The organism is Kitasatospora sp. NPDC023118, assembly GCF_055560875.1.
In genome coordinates, this window is sequence record NZ_JBVHHW010000008.1 from 44520 (window position 1) to 59862 (window position 15343).

13 protein-coding genes are annotated in these 15343 nt (G+C 73.6%); 8 read left to right on the forward strand and 5 right to left on the reverse strand.

Translation table 11 applies throughout. The features are described 5' to 3' along the window. Window positions 1–243 precede the first annotated feature (243 nt). The 5 genes from ACZ3UD_RS12330 (at window position 244) to ACZ3UD_RS12350 (ending at window position 6805) form a co-directional block, all read left to right on the forward strand. Window positions 244–1545 (forward strand): type III PLP-dependent enzyme domain-containing protein, encoded by a 1302-nt coding sequence (locus ACZ3UD_RS12330; RefSeq protein WP_465585529.1) that lies wholly within the window; start codon window positions 244–246, stop codon window positions 1543–1545. After that, on the forward strand, window positions 1545–3158 hold the full coding sequence (locus tag ACZ3UD_RS12335; protein WP_465585530.1) for an N-acyl-D-amino-acid deacylase family protein: 1614 nt from the start codon (window positions 1545–1547) through the stop codon (window positions 3156–3158). Before ACZ3UD_RS12330 ends, ACZ3UD_RS12335 begins: the two co-directional genes overlap by 1 nt. Continuing rightward, window positions 3155–3856: a bifunctional 4-hydroxy-2-oxoglutarate aldolase/2-dehydro-3-deoxy-phosphogluconate aldolase gene (locus ACZ3UD_RS12340; RefSeq protein ID WP_465585532.1), complete on the forward strand. Its 702-nt coding sequence runs from the start codon at window positions 3155–3157 to the stop codon at window positions 3854–3856. The genes ACZ3UD_RS12335 and ACZ3UD_RS12340 overlap by 4 nt, the downstream gene beginning before the upstream one ends. Before the next feature lie 171 nt (window positions 3857–4027). Then, window positions 4028–5617, forward strand: coding sequence for an alpha-amylase family glycosyl hydrolase (locus ACZ3UD_RS12345; RefSeq protein WP_465585533.1), 1590 nt, complete (start codon window positions 4028–4030; stop codon window positions 5615–5617). A gap of 135 nt (window positions 5618–5752) precedes the next feature. After that, on the forward strand, window positions 5753–6805 hold the full coding sequence (locus ACZ3UD_RS12350) for an ABC transporter permease (protein ID WP_465585535.1): 1053 nt from the start codon (window positions 5753–5755) through the stop codon (window positions 6803–6805). A 132-nt stretch (window positions 6806–6937) separates the two neighbouring features. On the opposite strand, the gene ACZ3UD_RS12355 is transcribed toward ACZ3UD_RS12350, so the two are convergent. Together ACZ3UD_RS12355 and ACZ3UD_RS12360 are read right to left on the reverse strand one after the other, a co-directional pair. Then, window positions 6938–7696 carry a (2Fe-2S)-binding protein gene (locus ACZ3UD_RS12355; RefSeq protein WP_465585537.1) on the reverse strand — a complete coding sequence of 253 codons (759 nt, stop codon included), beginning with the start codon at window positions 7694–7696 and terminating at the stop codon, window positions 6938–6940. A 154-nt stretch (window positions 7697–7850) separates the two neighbouring features. Then, on the reverse strand, window positions 7851–8411 hold the full coding sequence (locus ACZ3UD_RS12360; RefSeq protein WP_465585538.1) for a hypothetical protein: 561 nt from the start codon (window positions 8409–8411) through the stop codon (window positions 7851–7853). A 148-nt stretch (window positions 8412–8559) separates the two neighbouring features. Between ACZ3UD_RS12360 and ACZ3UD_RS12365 the strand changes: the two genes are divergently transcribed. Continuing rightward, on the forward strand, window positions 8560–8730 hold the full coding sequence (locus tag ACZ3UD_RS12365) for a hypothetical protein (RefSeq protein WP_465585539.1): 171 nt from the start codon (window positions 8560–8562) through the stop codon (window positions 8728–8730). Window positions 8731–8769: 39 nt separating this feature from the next. Further along, on the forward strand, window positions 8770–9744 hold the full coding sequence (locus tag ACZ3UD_RS12370) for a sensor histidine kinase (RefSeq protein ID WP_465585541.1): 975 nt from the start codon (window positions 8770–8772) through the stop codon (window positions 9742–9744). Window positions 9745–9868: 124 nt separating this feature from the next. On the opposite strand, the gene ACZ3UD_RS12375 is transcribed toward ACZ3UD_RS12370, so the two are convergent. Next, window positions 9869–11452 carry a purple acid phosphatase family protein gene (locus ACZ3UD_RS12375; protein ID WP_465585543.1) on the reverse strand — a complete coding sequence of 528 codons (1584 nt, stop codon included), beginning with the start codon at window positions 11450–11452 and terminating at the stop codon, window positions 9869–9871. A gap of 90 nt (window positions 11453–11542) precedes the next feature. Between ACZ3UD_RS12375 and ACZ3UD_RS12380 the strand changes: the two genes are divergently transcribed. Continuing rightward, complete coding sequence (locus tag ACZ3UD_RS12380) at window positions 11543–12211, forward strand: response regulator (protein WP_465585545.1); 669 nt, start codon at window positions 11543–11545, stop codon at window positions 12209–12211. A 322-nt stretch (window positions 12212–12533) separates the two neighbouring features. On the opposite strand, the gene ACZ3UD_RS12385 is transcribed toward ACZ3UD_RS12380, so the two are convergent. Together ACZ3UD_RS12385 and ACZ3UD_RS12390 are read right to left on the reverse strand one after the other, a co-directional pair. Continuing rightward, the gene (locus ACZ3UD_RS12385; protein ID WP_465585547.1) at window positions 12534–14219 is read right to left on the reverse strand and encodes a peptide-N4-asparagine amidase; all 1686 of its coding nucleotides are present in this window, start codon (window positions 14217–14219) and stop codon (window positions 12534–12536) included. Window positions 14220–14337: 118 nt separating this feature from the next. Next, a complete protein-coding gene (locus ACZ3UD_RS12390) occupies window positions 14338–15240 on the reverse strand; it encodes a LysR family transcriptional regulator (RefSeq protein WP_465585549.1) in 903 nt (300 codons plus the stop codon). Between the last annotated feature and the right edge of the window lie 103 nt (window positions 15241–15343).

The window sequence follows — 15343 nt, forward strand, 5'->3', positions numbered from 1 at the left end:
CTGGGCTCCTCGTCTGCGGCCGTTCCGTCGTGCGCGGGTCGACCTGGGCCGACCGTCGGTGCGTGAGCGTCGGTGCGTGAGCGTCGGTGCGTCGGCGTCGGCGTCAGACCGTCGGTGCTTGAGCGCCGCTGTTCGACCGTCAGCCGGGTCCGTTGACCGTGATCCGGCGCCGATGCTAGAACCGTGCTGCCAGCATGTGCAACCCTCGTTGCGCATGTTGCAACGAGGTGGATGGAGGAAAAGGTGGAGCAGACGTTCGCGAGCGGCACCAACGGGCCGGGCATCGCCGAAGGTGCGGTGGCGGCGTTGGCCGATGAGACGCTCGACTGGCGGTTCAAGGCCGCCCCGCCGGAGAGCTGGGGGCACACCGTCCGGGACTGGCTCGCCACCGGCCCCACGCTCTCCTCACTCGGCACCCCGCTGCTCACCCTCGACGGCGCCGCGCTCGACCACAACGTCCGTACCATGGCCGACTGGTGCGCCAAGGCGGGCGTCGCGCTCGCCCCGCACGGCAAGACCACCATGGCGCCCGCCCTGTGGCAGGCCCAGCTCGCCGCCGGCAGCCACGGCATCACCCTCGCCAACCTGCCGCAGGTCCGGGTCGCCCGCGCCTTCGGCGTGCGGCGGATCCTGCTCGCCAACACCCTGCTCGACCCGGCCGGGCTGGCCTGGCTCGCCGCCGAGCTGCGCGCCGACCCGGGCTTCGCCTTCCTCTGCTGGACCGACTCCACCGAGGGCGTCCGGCTGATGGACGAGGCGCTGCGCGCCGCCGGGGCCGAGCGGCCGGTCGAGGTGTTGGTCGAACTCGGCGGCCCGGGCGGGCGGACCGGCGCGCGCGGGGTGGACGCGGCCGTCGAGATCGCCGCCGCCGTCCTGCGTGCGCCCACCCTGCGGCTCGCGGGCGTCGGCGGGTACGAGGGCGCGCTCGCCCACGACGCCACCGCCGAGGGGCTGGCCACCGTCCGCGGCTACCTGAAGGCCCTCGGCGAGTTGCACGGCCGGCTCGCCGGCGCCTACCCGGACGATGCGCCGCCGGTGGTCTCGGCCGGCGGCAGCGCCTACTTCGACCTGGTGGTCGAGGAGTTGGCCGCACTGCCGGAGGCCCTGGTGGTGCTGCGCTCGGGCGCGTACATCGCCCACGACGACGGCTTCTACCGGGGCATCTCGCCGCTCGCCCGGCACAGCGGCCAGGCCGCGTTCCGCGGCGCGCTGCACGGCTGGGCCCGGGTGGCCTCCCGGCCCGAGCCGCAACTGGCGCTGCTGGACGCGGGCAAGCGCGACCTGCCCTTCGACGAGGGCCTTCCGGAGCCGCAACTTGTCCGTGGTGGAGCTGAGTTGACCGGCGCGGCGGCCCGGATCACCGCGCTCAACGACCAGCACGCCTTCCTGCGCGGCGCGGGCGACCTCGCGCCGATCGGCGCGGTGCTGCGGCTCGGCGTCTCGCACCCGTGCACGGCCTTCGACAAGTGGACGGCGATCCCGGTGCTGGACTCCGCCGACGCGGCCGAGCCGAAGGTCACCGGGCTGGTCAGGACGTTCTTCTGATGACGGAGGCGGCGAGAACGGTCTTCAAGGGCGCGACGGTCGTCGACGGCACCGGCGCCGAGCGCTACCGGGCCGATGTCCGGATCGCCGACGGCCTGATCGCCGAGATCGGCCAGAGCCTGGACGCGCCGTCGGTGGTGGACGCCGACGGGCTGGTGCTCGCCCCCGGGTTCATCGACATGCACGCCCACTCCGACCTGGCCCTGCTGCTCGAACCCGAGCACCCGGCCAAGGTCACCCAGGGCGTCACCTGCGAGGTCCTCGGCCAGGACGGTCTCTCCTATGCCCCGGTGGACGACACCACGCTGCCCGCGCTGCGCCGCCAACTGGCGGGCTGGAACGGCGATCCGGAGGACCTCGACTGGGACTGGCGTGACGTCGCCGGCTATCTGGACCGGATCGACCGCACCGGCGTCGCCGTGAACGCCTGCTACCTCGTGCCGCACGGCACACTGCGGATGCTTGCCATGGGCTGGGTCGACCGCCCGCCCACCCAGGCCGAACTCGACCGGATGCGGCAGGTGTTGGCGAAGAGCCTGCTGGAGGGCGCGGTCGGCATGTCCAGCGGCCTCAGCTACACCCCCGGGATGTACGCCGACACCGCCGAGCTGGTCGAGCTGTGCACCGTGGTGGCGGCCTACGGCGGCTTCCACGCCCCACACCAACGCTCCTACGGTGCCGGGGCGTTGGCGGGCTACGCGGAGATGGTGGAGATCTCCCGGCGGTCCGGCTGCGCACTGCACCTGACCCACGCCACGATGAACTTCGGCGTCAACCGGGGCCGGGCGGGCGAACTGCTGGAGCTGGTCGACCGGGCGCTCGCCGACGGTGTCGACCTCACCCTGGACAGCTACCCCTACCTGTCCGGCTCCACCACCCTGGCCGCCCTGCTGCCGAGTTGGGCCGGCGAAGGCGGACCGGCCGCGACGCTGGCGCGGCTGGCCGATCCGGCGCAGTGCGAGCGGATCCGGTACGAGGTGGAGGAGAAGGGCAGCGACGGCTGCCACGGCGTGGTCGCGGACTGGGCGACGATTCAGATCTCCGGCGTCCGCTCGGCCGAGCTCACGGGGGTGGTCGGCCGGACGGTCGCCGAACTCGCCGCCGAGCAGGGGCGCGGCGGGACGGAGGTCTTCCTCGACCTGCTGCGCCGCGACGGGCTGGCCACCACGATCCTCCAGCACGTCGGACACGAGGAGAACGTCCGGGCGATCATGCGCCACCGCGCGCACACCGTCGGCAGCGACGGGCTGCTGGTCGGCGCCCGCCCGCACCCGCGTGCCTGGGGCGCCTTCCCGCGCTACCTCGGCCATTACAGCCGGGATTCGGGCGTGCTGACCATGGAGGAGACGGTCGCCCGGATGACCGGCCGGCCCGCCGCCCGGCTGGGACTGCACCGGCGCGGGCGGATCGCCCCCGGACACCACGCCGACCTGGTGCTCTTCGACCCCGAGCGGGTCCGGGACGCCGCCACCTTCGAGCAACCCCGGCTGCCCGCCGAGGGGATCGTGTACGTGTACGTCAACGGCACCGCCGTCGTCCGGCAGGGTCGTACCACCGGCACCCGGCCGGGGCGCGCCCTGCGCCGCACCGATCGAGGAACTCTGGCCCCATGACCGCTCCTTCCGCCGGCTCCTCCGCCGCTTCGTCCGCCGGGCTCTCGGCCGGCCGCTCCGCCGCTTCGTCCGCCGGGCTTTCCGCGCTGAGCGGCGATCCGGTGATCGCGGTGGTCCGCGCGCCCCGCATCCCGGACGCCGCCGCGCTCTGCGCCGCGCTCGCGGCGGGCGGCATCCGGCTCGCCGAATTCACCTGCACCACACCGGATGTGACGGACCATCTGGCTCGGGCGTCCGAAGCGGGATGGCGGGTCGGGGCCGGGACGGTGCTGACCACCGAGCAGGCCGAGCGCGGCATCGCCGCCGGGGCGTCCTTCCTGGTCACCCCCGGCTGCCGGCCCGAGGTCGCGGAGCGGGCGCGGGCGTGCGGGGTGCCGGTGGTGCTGGGGGCGCTCACCCCGACTGAGGTGGCCCGGGCGGTGGACCTCGGGGCGGCCGCCGTCAAGATCTTCCCGGCCCGGGCGTTCGGACCCGGCTACTTCAAGGACCTTCGCGGGCCGTACCCGGACGTGCCGCTGGTGGCCTCCGGCGGCGTGAACGCGGGAAACGCGGCCGAGTTTCTGGCACAGGGCGCACTCGCGGTGTGCGCGGGGACGGACGTGGTGCCGCCGGAGGCGGTCGCGGCGGGGGACTGGGCGGAGATCACCCGGCGGGCCCGGGTGTTCACGGAGGCGTGTGCGGCGCCTTTCGAACGGTAGCGGGGCGGTCGGGCCGGGACCGTGGAGCTGAGCCGGGCCGGGATCGCGGGGAGGCGGCCTGTCGGGACGGCCGGGATTGGACGAGAATCGTTGGCACCCGGCTCAGCCGGGCAAGCCCGGCCCCTCGGCCCCGGCCCGTACGCCCCCGGACCCGGTAGGAGGACCCACCCCATGACCTCGACCCGCCCCGGGCCTGACTGGCTGGACGACGCCGTCCTCTACCAGATCTACCCGCAATCCTTCGCCGACTCCGACGGGGACGGCATCGGCGACTTCGCCGGCATCACCGAGCACCTCGACCACCTCGCCTGGCTCGGCGTGGACACGGTCTGGCTCAACCCCTGCTTCGCCTCGCCGTTCCGCGACGCCGGCTACGACGTCACCGACTACCTCACCCCGGCGCCGCGCTACGGCCGCACCGAGGACCTGGTCGCGCTGGTCGAGGCGGCGCGCGGCCGGGGCATCCGGATCCTGCTGGACCTGGTCGCCGGACACACCTCCGACCGCCACCCCTGGTTCCTGGCCGCGGCCGAGGACCCGTCCGACCACCGCTACATCTGGTCCGACCGGCAGGTGGACGGCTTCGTCGCCTCGCCCGGCAGCCGCCCCGGCTGGTATCGGCCGAACTTCTTCGACTGTCAGCCCGCGCTCAACTTCGGCTATGCGCGCGGCAGTTCCGAGGAGCCGTGGCGTCAGCCGGTGGACGCCGACGGTCCGCGCGCCAACCGGGCGGCGCTGCGCGGGATCATGGCCCACTGGCTCGGCCTCGGCGTGGCCGGGTTCCGGGTGGACATGGCGTACTCGCTGGTCAAGGACGACCCGGGCAAGGCCGAGACCGCCAAGCTCTGGGCCGAGCTGCGCGACTGGCTGGACCGCACCCACCCCGGGGCCGCACTGTTCGCCGAGTGGGGCGAGCCCGCCGCAGCCGTCGCGGCCGGATTCCACGCGGACTTCTTCCTGCACTTCGGCGGCGACGACCACGGCCTTCCGCTGCGCTCGCTCTGGAACAACAACGCCGGGACGGTGGAGGAGTTCTGGCAGCAGGGCCCGTGCTACTTCGAGGCCGAGGGGCGCGGCACCCCGCAGCCGTTCCTGGACGCCTGGCGCTCCGCCGCCGAGCTGACCGAGGGCAGCGGGCACATCGTGCTGCCCACCGCCAACCACGACTTCTCCCGGCTCGCCACCGGCCCGCGCGGCGGCGAGCAGCTCGCCCCCGCCTTCGCCTTCCTGCTCACCTGGCCGACCCTGCCCGCCGTCTACTACGGCGACGAGATCGGCATGCGGTACGTGCCCGGGCTGCCGGACGTCGAGGGCAGCGTGCTCGGGCCGCGCTTCAACCGGGCGGGTTCGCGGACCCCGATGCAGTGGACGCCCGGCCCCGCCGCCGGGTTCTCCAGCGCGCCGCCCGAGCGGTTCTACCTGCCGCTGGACCCGGACCCGCAGCGCCCGGACGTGCTCTCCCAGCGAGCCGACCCGACCTCGCTGCTGCACACCGTCCGTCGGCTGATCGCGCTGCGCCGGGCGCATCCGGGGCTGGGCGCCTCCGGTGGGGTGGAGGTGCGCAACGCCGGGTACCCGCTGGTGTACACCCGGGCCGGACGGTACCTGGTGGCGGTCAACCCGCGCCGGGAGCCGGGGGCGGTGCGGCTGGCGGACGGCCGGGGCGGGGCGCGGCCGCTGGAGGCGCAGGGCGTGCGGGTGGCGGACGGCGAGCTGCGGGCGGACGGGTTCTCGTACGGAGTGTTCGAGCTGTCGGACTGAGCGGCTTGGGGTCGGCCCGGCTTTCGATCGGCGTCTAATAGTTGTAAGCTACATCCATAGATAGTTGCATTTACCACCTGCATTGGTTGTATTCACCACCTTGATCGAAAGCTCGCCGGAGGACGTACGAACGCCATGAGCACACCCCGGACACCCGCCGCAGCGCCCACCCTGGGGCGCTCGCTCAAGCACCTCGCCGTCCACCTGCTCACCCCGCTGCTGATGTGCCTGGGCATGGCCCTCGCCTACCAAGCCGCCTTTCACCAGCCGGAGCCGAACCACCTCAAGGTCGCCGTGGTCGGGACCAGCCCGCAGGCGCGGGGGCTGGCGCAGGCCATCCAGACCAAGGCCGGTGACGCGCTCGACGTGCGCACGGTCGGCGACCGCGCCGCCGCCGAACAACTGCTGCGCGACCGCGACCTGGTCGGCGCCTTCGTCCCGGACACCAAGAGCCCCGAGCTGATCGTGGCGAAGGGCAACTCGGACACCTCGGTGGTGGCCGCCACGGCGGTGTTCACCAACGTCACCGACAAGCAGGGCGTCCCGCTGCACGTCACCGACCTCACCACCCCCGCCAAGGGCGACCCGACGGGGCAGGGCCTGTTCTTCCTCCTGGTCGCGCTGAGCATCGGCTCCTACGCCAGCGTCGCGGCGATCGGCGCCGCCGGTGCCGGGCTGAGCATGCGGATCCGGGTGCTGGCGGGCGTGGCGGTCTCGCTGGTCGTCAGCGTGATCGGGATCGTCACCGCCGGACCGGTCTTCCACGTGGTCGACCACGACTACGCCGCGATCTGGGCGCTCGGCTGGCTCTACTCGGCGGGCATCGTGCTGATCGGCATCGGCCTGCACAGCTTCCTGAAGAAGTGGACCACGCTGGCCCTGATGGTGCTGTTCGTGATGCTGAACTTCACCTCCTCCGGCGGCATCTACCGGCCTGAGCTGCAGAGCGGCTTCTTCGGCGCCCTGCACGGTTTCTGGACCGGCGCCGGCTTCCTGGAGGGCGCGCGCAGCATCATGTACTTCGACGGCGGCGCCGGCCTCGGCGGGCACGTGGTGACCCTGCTGGTCTGGCTGCTCCTGGGCGGGGCGGCCCTGGTCGCCGCGGCGATGTGCGAGGGCCGCGGGCGGCGTCCGGTGGAGACGGCGGCGGAGGCCGAGGAGGAGATGGAGGAGGCGGTCGCGGTCTGAGGACCGCCGACCGCAGGGCCTCGGAAGGCCCGGGAAGGCTTCACCCGGTGCCTCGGGCATCGGCGCCGGGTGGGGGATTGGCGGCCCGCGCCCGGCCTTGGACAAGCCAGGCGCGGGCCGTTCGTGCAGGTGCTAGTCGTCCCGCTTCCGTCGGGCCGGCGGCCGGGTGAAGCAGCAGTCCCCGCAGAGCCCCGCGCCCGGCCCGATCCGGTAGTAGAGGCAACAGCTCGTCCGCCGGAACGTTGTACCGCGCGGGCCGGTGAGCAGCGCGCCGGAGCCCGCCAGCGGCGGACGGTCCAGCAGCTGCGCGACCAACTCCCTGGCCGGACCCGTCGCATGGGCGTCCAGCACCCGGAACGTCCCGGCCAGTGCGGAGGCGGCGTTGCCGCGCAGCAGGCGCGCCGAGAGCGGCGCGGCGGCGCGCACTGCTGCTGCCAGTGGCTCCAGCTGGCCGATCAGCACGGCCTGGTGAAGCTGATCGACGAGCTCCCCGGAAACCTGGCGGATCGGTTCCGGCGGCGTCCAGAGGTCGATCGGCCCCTGGTTTGGGATCCGCACCCAGGCGCGCTCCAGCGTCGGGACCGTCCCCAGCAGGACGGCCGATCCGACGCCCACCGACCAGAACCGGGCGGCCAGCCCGAGGTGCAGGATCGAGGCGGCGACCCGGAGCTCGGCCGTGCCCAGGTGCTGCGCCACCACCCGGACCCGGGTCGCGAGCGGGGCGTCCGGCCCGGTGGCGTACAGCTCCGGCAGTGGACGGAAGCCGGGCGGCGGGGCTCCGGCGGGGGAGGTGTCGAGAGCGAAGTACGGGCCGACGGCGGCGAGTCGGTCGTAGTCGGGGTGCTGGTGCTCGGGCTCGGGATTCGGCGGGGGTACGGATGCGGGGTTCAACGGCCCTCCCCGGTGGGGTCGTTGAACCCCGCGCCGGCTTCGGCCGACCCGAGTGTGGTCGGGCGGTCGAGGAACATCGGGCCTCCAGAGGTCCGGGGGATCGGGCGGATGGTGACACCCGGCCGGTCATCGGAAGGCCCCGGTCGGGCGCTGGTCAGCCGCGCACGGTGAAGTCGCCGGTGGTCGTGCGGATGAACGGTACCGTGCCCTGGCAGTCCGAGACCGGCTGGCCGAGGAAGCCCCAGACCCAGCCGACCCGGTCCCCGTGCCGACCTTCATCCTCCACCGTGAGCGCCACCTTCTGGCCGATCAGCGGCCGGCCCGGGAACCACGGCAACTCGCCGTTGGTGATCACGCCGGTGGCGATGGCCTCCCGGCCGCCGACGGCCAGGCAGGTGATGTCCCCCTCGAAGTCGCCCACCAGCCGGCCGTCGGTGTGCACATGACGGACGTGGAAGTGACCGCGGGTGGTCTTCAGGGGATTGAGGTCGTCGGCATGGGTGTCGATCGTGAGCTGGACCGGGTCGCCCTCGAAATCGTGGAACCTGGAGTCGAGGACGGCGCCGCCACTTCCGTGCAGGCTCACCGACCCGTAGCCGGCGGCGACTGCCTCCCCTGACGGGACCGGTTCCCCAGCGGAGGCCGGAGCGGCGGTGGCGACCGTCGCCGCGAGGAGACAGAGCGAGGCCGCGGCGACGGCGAGACGACGGTTCATGATGATTCGACCTCCTGCGGGCGGTTATTCCGACGGCATCGAGTCTGGCCCGGGCGAGCCGGGCAAACCTCCCGCTGTGGAGGGGAGTTGCCTCCATCGCGGGGAGGAGCCCGCCTCCCCCGGGAGAGCTGCCCGTAGGCTCGGCGGTGTGCGTACCGACCCCCTGACCCGCCCTGTTCGGCCCCGTCGCCGGTCCGCCGTCGTCGCCGCCCTCCTGCTGCTCGCGCCCATCGCGCTCGCGCACCCGGGGGACCACGGTGCGGCCGTGCTGCTCGCCCTGACGGCCGCGCTCGCCGCGGTGGTGGCGCTGCTGTCGTAGCCGCTCGGGCGGATCACGCCGACCGCTGCCGCGGGAGCGGTGGCCGGGGCCTCGCTGCTGGTCGACCTGCTCTACCAGGGGCCGTACCGGCTGCCCGCGTTCTGGCTGCCGTTCGAGTGGTTCGCGCTGCTCGGCGTGCTGTTCCGAGCCGTCCGCAGGCTGCCCGACCGGTGGGCCGGGCCGATCGGCGGACTGGTCGGGTTCGCGGCCGTCGTACTGCCGCTGCGGTTCGCCCTCCGGATGCCGCACGGCGGCGCGGCCGGGCCGGTTTTCGGTGTGCTGCTGTCCCTGCTCCCGGTGCTCGGGGTCGCCGGGGCGAGCCTCTACCTGCGCGTCCTGGACGCTCGCCGGGAACGCGCCGTCACCCGGGCGAGGCGCGAGCAGCGGCTCGAAGTCGCCCGCGGCCTGCACGACTTCGTCGCCCACGAGATCACCGGGATCGTGCTGGAGGCCCAGGCCGGCCAACTCCCGGGTCAGGAAGCGGGGGAGACCGCCGCCCTGCTGCGCCGCCTGGAGGAGGCGGGCCTGCGCGCGCTCGACTCGATGGACGAGATGGTCGGCGCCCTGCGGGAGGACCGGGCGGCGGTCGGGACCACCCGCCGACTCGGCCTGGCCGACCTGCCGGAGCTGGTCGCGCGCTTCGGTACGACGGGCGGCCCGTGCGCCACCGTCGAGCTGGCCCCGGAGGCCGCCGGGCTGCTCGCCGCCGAGGCCGAGGCGACCGTGTACGCCGTCGTCCTGGAGGCCCTCACCAACATCCGGCGACACGCCCCGCAGGCCACCGAGGTGACCGTCCGGGTGGCCCCCGCGGACGACGGGAGTGCCGTCCGGGTGACCGTCACCGACGACGGCGGCCCCGCCGTTCGCAGGCCCCTGCTGCGCCGCCGGCCCGGCTCGGGCGGTACCGGCCTGCCCGGCCTCACGGCCCGTGCGGCGGCCCACGGCGGCACCCTGACCTCGGGCCCGGTCGCCCCGGCGGGGTGGCAGGTGGTGTGCGTGCTGCCGGGGCGGTAGCGCTGAGCTGCCCGGTGGGGTCGGCCGAGCGGGCTCGGCCGACCCCGCGTCCGTGCGGGTCGGCGGCCGTCCTGATGGTCGGCAGCACCGCCCACGGGGCACACCCGCACCCCCGTCGGGCGTCTCAGCGCTCGCGGCCGCCGCCCCGGGCGCCGCGCGGGCGGGTGAGGGTGAAGCGGTCGACCGGGACGAGGTCGCCGGAGGGGCCGCTGACGGAGTAGTACGTCACGTCGATGGTGGTGTCGCCGCCGTGTTCGCCCGGGTTGACGTCGAAGGAGGCGAAGCCGTACGGGTTGTCGGCGTCGCGGAAGGCGGACCAGGGGGCGTCCTCGATCACGTAGACCGGGGGCCGCTTGCCGGTGGCCCTGTCGACGGGGCCGACGCCGGTGATGACGCGGGCCTTGGCGGGGGTGAAGAAGAGCTTGTTGGAGGGGGCGGAGGTGCCGCCGCCGCCGATGACCATGTGGACGGTGCCCTGGGTGGTGTCGACGGTCTCGGTGTCGGTGGCGGTCGGGATCGGGGTGCGGGTGTCGGTCGGCTGCTGGCCGCGGACCGGGTGGGAGCGCTCGTAGTGGTGCTCGTGGCCGCAGACCACCAGGTCGACGCCGTACTTGTCGAACAGCGGTACCCAGGCTTCGCGGACGCCGAGGTCGGCGCCGTTGAACTTGTCGGCGGTGGAGATGACCACCTGGTGCATGCAGACCACGATCCAGTCGATCCCCGGGTCCGCGTTGGCGGCGATCAACTCCCGCTCCAGCCATCGCTGCTGGGCGCCACCGGAGTAGCCGTGCACATAGGAGTTGCCGCCGTCCTGATAGGCGACGTCGTCGTTGTTGAGGCTGATGACGCGGACCGAGCCGGCCGTGAACGCGTACCAGAGGCCGTGCAGTTCGTCGTCCGAGCCGGCGTCCGGCAGGTCGAAGTAGGCCTGGTAGGCGCCGTAGCCGATCGGGCCGTTGCCGCGCTCGTTCTCGTGGTTGCTGGCGGCGGGCATCCAGGGCCGGTGGCGGGCCGAGCGGGTGTTGTTCTCGAACCAGTCGGACCAGGTGCGGACCCGGTCGGTGGCGAGGTTGGCGTAGCAGAGGTCGCCGTTGACCAGGTGGAACAGCGGGGCGACCCGTTCGACCCCGGCGGTGGTGTCGCCCGCGGCCGGGCTGCCGAGGTTGTCGTTGGCGTAGCCGTTGGCGGTCTGCTTGCCGAGGGTGGGGGTGCCCTGGTCGCCGAAGCTGGTGAAGGTGAAGGCGGCCCGACCGCGCGGGGCGGTGCGGACGGTGCCGAGCTCGGGGGTGGCGCCGTCGTGGACGGCGGCGTAGACGTAGTCCGTGTCCGGGCGCAGGCCGGTGAGCCGGGCGTGGTGCACCTGGACCTCGGTGCCGGAGGCGGCGTCCCGGTAGGTGCGAGTCTCGGCCTGCTCGCTGCGGCCGAAGCCGCCGTGCGAAGTCCCGTACATCACCCTGGGGTTGGAGACGGACATGGTGGTGTGCCAGGAGACCGTGACCTCGCGCGAGGCGTCCGAGCCGAACTGCAGGTGCAGTCCGGCCACCCGCGGGGCGCCGGAGCGGTCCGGCCGCTCCCACAGCAGCGGGGAGGCGACGGCCGGGGTGGGCGCGATGCCGGAGAGGGAGACGGCGCCGCCGAGGCCGAGACCGGTCGCCCCGGCCAGGAGCCCGCGCCTGCTGACGGGGAGACGTCCACTGGATGCGTTCATGGCGGCCAGCCTCACCGGACGGAGGTGAACCGCGCCGGACCGGCAGCGTGAACTTTCCCACCGGGCGGGCGATGCGGGAGACTGCCCGCTGTGACGAGTACGAACGGTGAGTGTCCGCGGGTGATCCGCACCCTGATCGCGGACGACCAGGAGGCCGTACGGCGGAGCGTGCGGCGGATCCTCGACGCGCAGCCGGACATCGAGGTGGTCGGCGAGGCCGGCGACGGGCAGGCCGCGCTGGAGCTGGCGGCCGAACTGCGGCCGGACGTCGCGCTGGTGGACATCCGGATGCCGAGGCTGGACGGGCTGGAGGTGACCCGGCGGCTGTCCGGTTCGGTGCGGGTGGTGGTGCTGACCACCTTCGACCTGGACGAGTACGTCTACCCGGCGCTGCGGCACGGCGCGTCCGGGTTCCTGCTGAAGCGTTCCGGCCCGTCCCTGCTGGCCGAGGCGGTCCGGGCGGCGGCGGACGGGGAGAGTCTGATCAGCCCGTCGGTCACGGTGCGGCTGCTGAAGCACGTGACGGCGCCGCGCCGGCCCGCGCGGCCGGCCCCGGTGGTACCGCTGACCGAGCGCGAGGTGGAGATCGCCGGTCACGTCGCCGCGGGCCGCACCAACGCCGACATCGCCGCCGAACTGTTCATCTCCCGGGGCACGGTGAAGACCCACGTGGCCAGCATCCAGCGCAAGCTGGGCGTGCCGAACCGGGTCGGGATCGCCGTGTACGCCTGGGAGGTGGGCTACCCGGTGCCGCAGTGACCGGGGCGGAACGGGAGCGCGCCCACGGGGCCGAGGGGATGCTCCGTGGACGCGCGGAACCTACGAGGTGGGGGTGGCCTCCGGACATAATGTCCTCCGGCCGGTAGTTCGATCGTCGACCGAGGTAGTGCTCAGCGGCAGACCCTGATCCGTCTCGATCTGTCGCCACTGCCTCCTGCGGTCGAACTTCCTTCAGCTACCTCGCAGGTCCATCTCCCATCATGCGCCTCCTACGGCGCGCGCACCAGGGGTGAACGGCCCGAATTCGGGCAAATTTCGCAAGCTGCGAGGCCTTCGCCGGGCACTCCGAGCCGTCGACCCACTACCAGCCGTCCACGAAGCTGAGCGTCCGGTGGTACGGCCCCTCCGGCCCGGTGCTGCGGTAGTCCTCGACGCTGCTGCCGGTCCGCACCGTGCGGTCCCCGTCGTGGCGCTGGGCGGTGGGTCGCAGGGTGTGGTCCACGGTGGAGCGCTCGGTGACGTGGCCGCCGGTCGCCGTGGTGGCCTCGCGGTGGTAGCCGAGGTCCATCGCGGTGCGCTGGTCGGTGTTCCCGGCCGCGTCGTGGGTGACCTTGTACGTGACGTCCAGCGGCTCACCCTCGTGCACCGTGGTGGTGCGGTGCGGTCCGCCGCCCCAGGTGGCGGTGGTGCGGGTGAGGTCGGTGCCGTTGTGCAGCGTCACGTCGTTGCCGCTGTCGCGCAGTTGCTGGGCGGAGCTGAAGGCGAGGTCGTCGCGGACCTCGGTGGTGATCCGGCCGTGCGAGGTCTGCACCCAGCCCCGGGCGAGGTCGTGCCGGGCGGCGGTGACGGTCCAGTCGCCGCTGCCGCCGCCGTGGTCGGTGAGCTCGGTGCCCACGGTGGCCTCGGGGGCGACCCGGTAGTCGGTGAGCTGCCCGGAGGTGCGGGCGGTGCCGTGGTCGACCTCGGCGAACAGGTTGACCTGGCCGGTCCAGACGTCGTTGCTCTGCGCCTCGCTCGCGTTGACCGTGATGCCGACGGTGTGCGGGCGCCCGTCCAGCAGCAGGCCGACGTACGGGGTGAGGTCGAGCCGGTAGGCGGGCAGGTCGAAGGCGAAGATGCCCGGGATCGGCCGCCACAGCAGCGGGTCCCAGCCGCCGGTGTAGATCACCGGGTACGGCCATACCGCGCCGGCCACCCGGCCGTCCACGGTGAGCCGCAGCTCGCGGAACGGGCCCTTGCCGCAGGCGCCGATCGACGGGTTGGCGGCGACGAAGGCGTCCGGCGCGGAGGCGTAGGCGAACTCCTCGCAGGCGCCGCCGCCGCGGGCGTAGACCTCGGCGGTCAGACGCTCCAGGTTCTGCGGGAAGGTGAGCTCGCGCCCGGCGGTCGGGGCGGCCTGGGTGAGCGCGAACGGGCCGGTGGTGAGCAGCTGGTCGGCGCCGCGCGCGGCGGGCCAGCGGTCGTTCGCGGTGTAGAAGGTCAGGCTCGCCGAGATCTTGTAGACGCCGGTGTAGGTGGCGTCGGTGACGTTGGCGAGGTCGAAGGAGAACGGCTGCGGTCCGGCCGTGAACAGCGGGGCGTAGCGGGTGAGATCGCGCTCGACGTTCCACCGGATGCCGTCCTTGGACGGCTCCGGGGTGGAGGAGAGCAGGACCTGCACGCCGCCGACGCGAATGCTGAAGATCCGGTCGAACTGCCGCCCGGCGACCTGCCCGTGGAGGTCCATGACCACCGCCGACCAGGGCCCGGCGCAGTCGGCGGGCGGGGTGAGGGTGGCGGTGTACGGGGTGTCGGGCGGATTGCCGTACCCGTTGCGGAACTCGCGCTCGTGCATCACCTCGACGGTGCAGGAGCGGGTGTCGGGGCGGGTGAGCGGCTTGGTGGCGGTGACCGGGTCGTGGTAGCCGGTGCCGAAGTCGGCGTGGGCGGGCCCGGCGGCGGCGAGGGTGCCGGCGAGGGTCAGGAGGGCGGCGCCGACTAAGCGGGCGGTGCGGCGCAGCCGAGGGCTTCGGGACTTGCTTCGGCGGAGCAGGGAGTGCAGGGCCACGGTGGATCCCCGGGGTCGGGCGGCCCGTCGGCGTGCGACGGGGCGGGTGGATGATCCGGGCATCCTTCCGGCGGTGGCATGTGAGCGTCAAGGGTGGGTGCCGGGGCTCCCGCAGCTCCTACGGTTCCTCCAGCTCGGCCGTCTCCTGCCGGATCACGTTGCGCAGCACTGCCAGCGTCGGGCGGCGGTCGTCCGTCCGCCACTGCATCTCCAGCGGCAGGGTGGCCCGGCCCTCCAGTCGTACGGTGGCGACGTCCTCGGTGAGGTGGCCGGTCATCGAGCCGGGCACCAGCGAGAAGGCGCGGTTGCGGGCGAGCAGGTAGAGCCGGGAGCCGACGATCCGCGGCGGGCTGACCAGCACCGGCGGGTCGATGCCGTGCTCCGCGCACAGGCCGAGCACGTGGTCGTAGTAGCGGGGGTGCTGCTCGCGCGGCCACAACAGCAGTGGCAGGTCGCGCAGTTCGGTCAGGCGCAGGCCGGTCCGTCCGGCCAGCGGGTGGTCCCGGCCGAGGGCGACCCGCACCGGCTCGTCGGCGATCCGTTCCAGGCGGTAGCCGGGCACCTCCGTCAGGAAGCGGCCGAGGCCGATGTCGGCGAGCTCGGTGGCCAGGGTGGTGGACACCTGCCCGGTGTCCACGGCGAGTTCGGCGGTGGTGAGCGCGGGCAACTCCTGCTCGGCCCGGCTGACCACGGCGGGCAGCAGCCGGTTCACCACGCTCGGGGAGGCGACGATCCGGGCCGTGCCGAGCCGGGACTCCTCGTGCAGCCGGACCCTGGTCAGCAGCGCGCCGGCCTGCTGGAGCAGTCGGGCGCTCTCGGCGGCCATCACCTCGCCCGCCTCGGTCAGGGCGACGGAGCGGCGGCTGCGGTCGAACAGCTCGACACCGACAGTCCGCTCCAGCCGGGCGACCTCCTGGCTGACCGTCGGCTGCGAGATGTGCAGCCGCTCGGCGGCCCGGCCGAAGTGCAGCGTCTCGGCGACGGTCAGGAAGACCTCCAGCTGACGCAAGGTGAGACCCATGCCGTTCAGCCTAGGACGAACTGATAGGTGATCGCCTATCGGAAGCCCCAGGACTCATTCTGGATTCCGATGCGAAGCGTCCATACGCTGATCGCCACGTCGC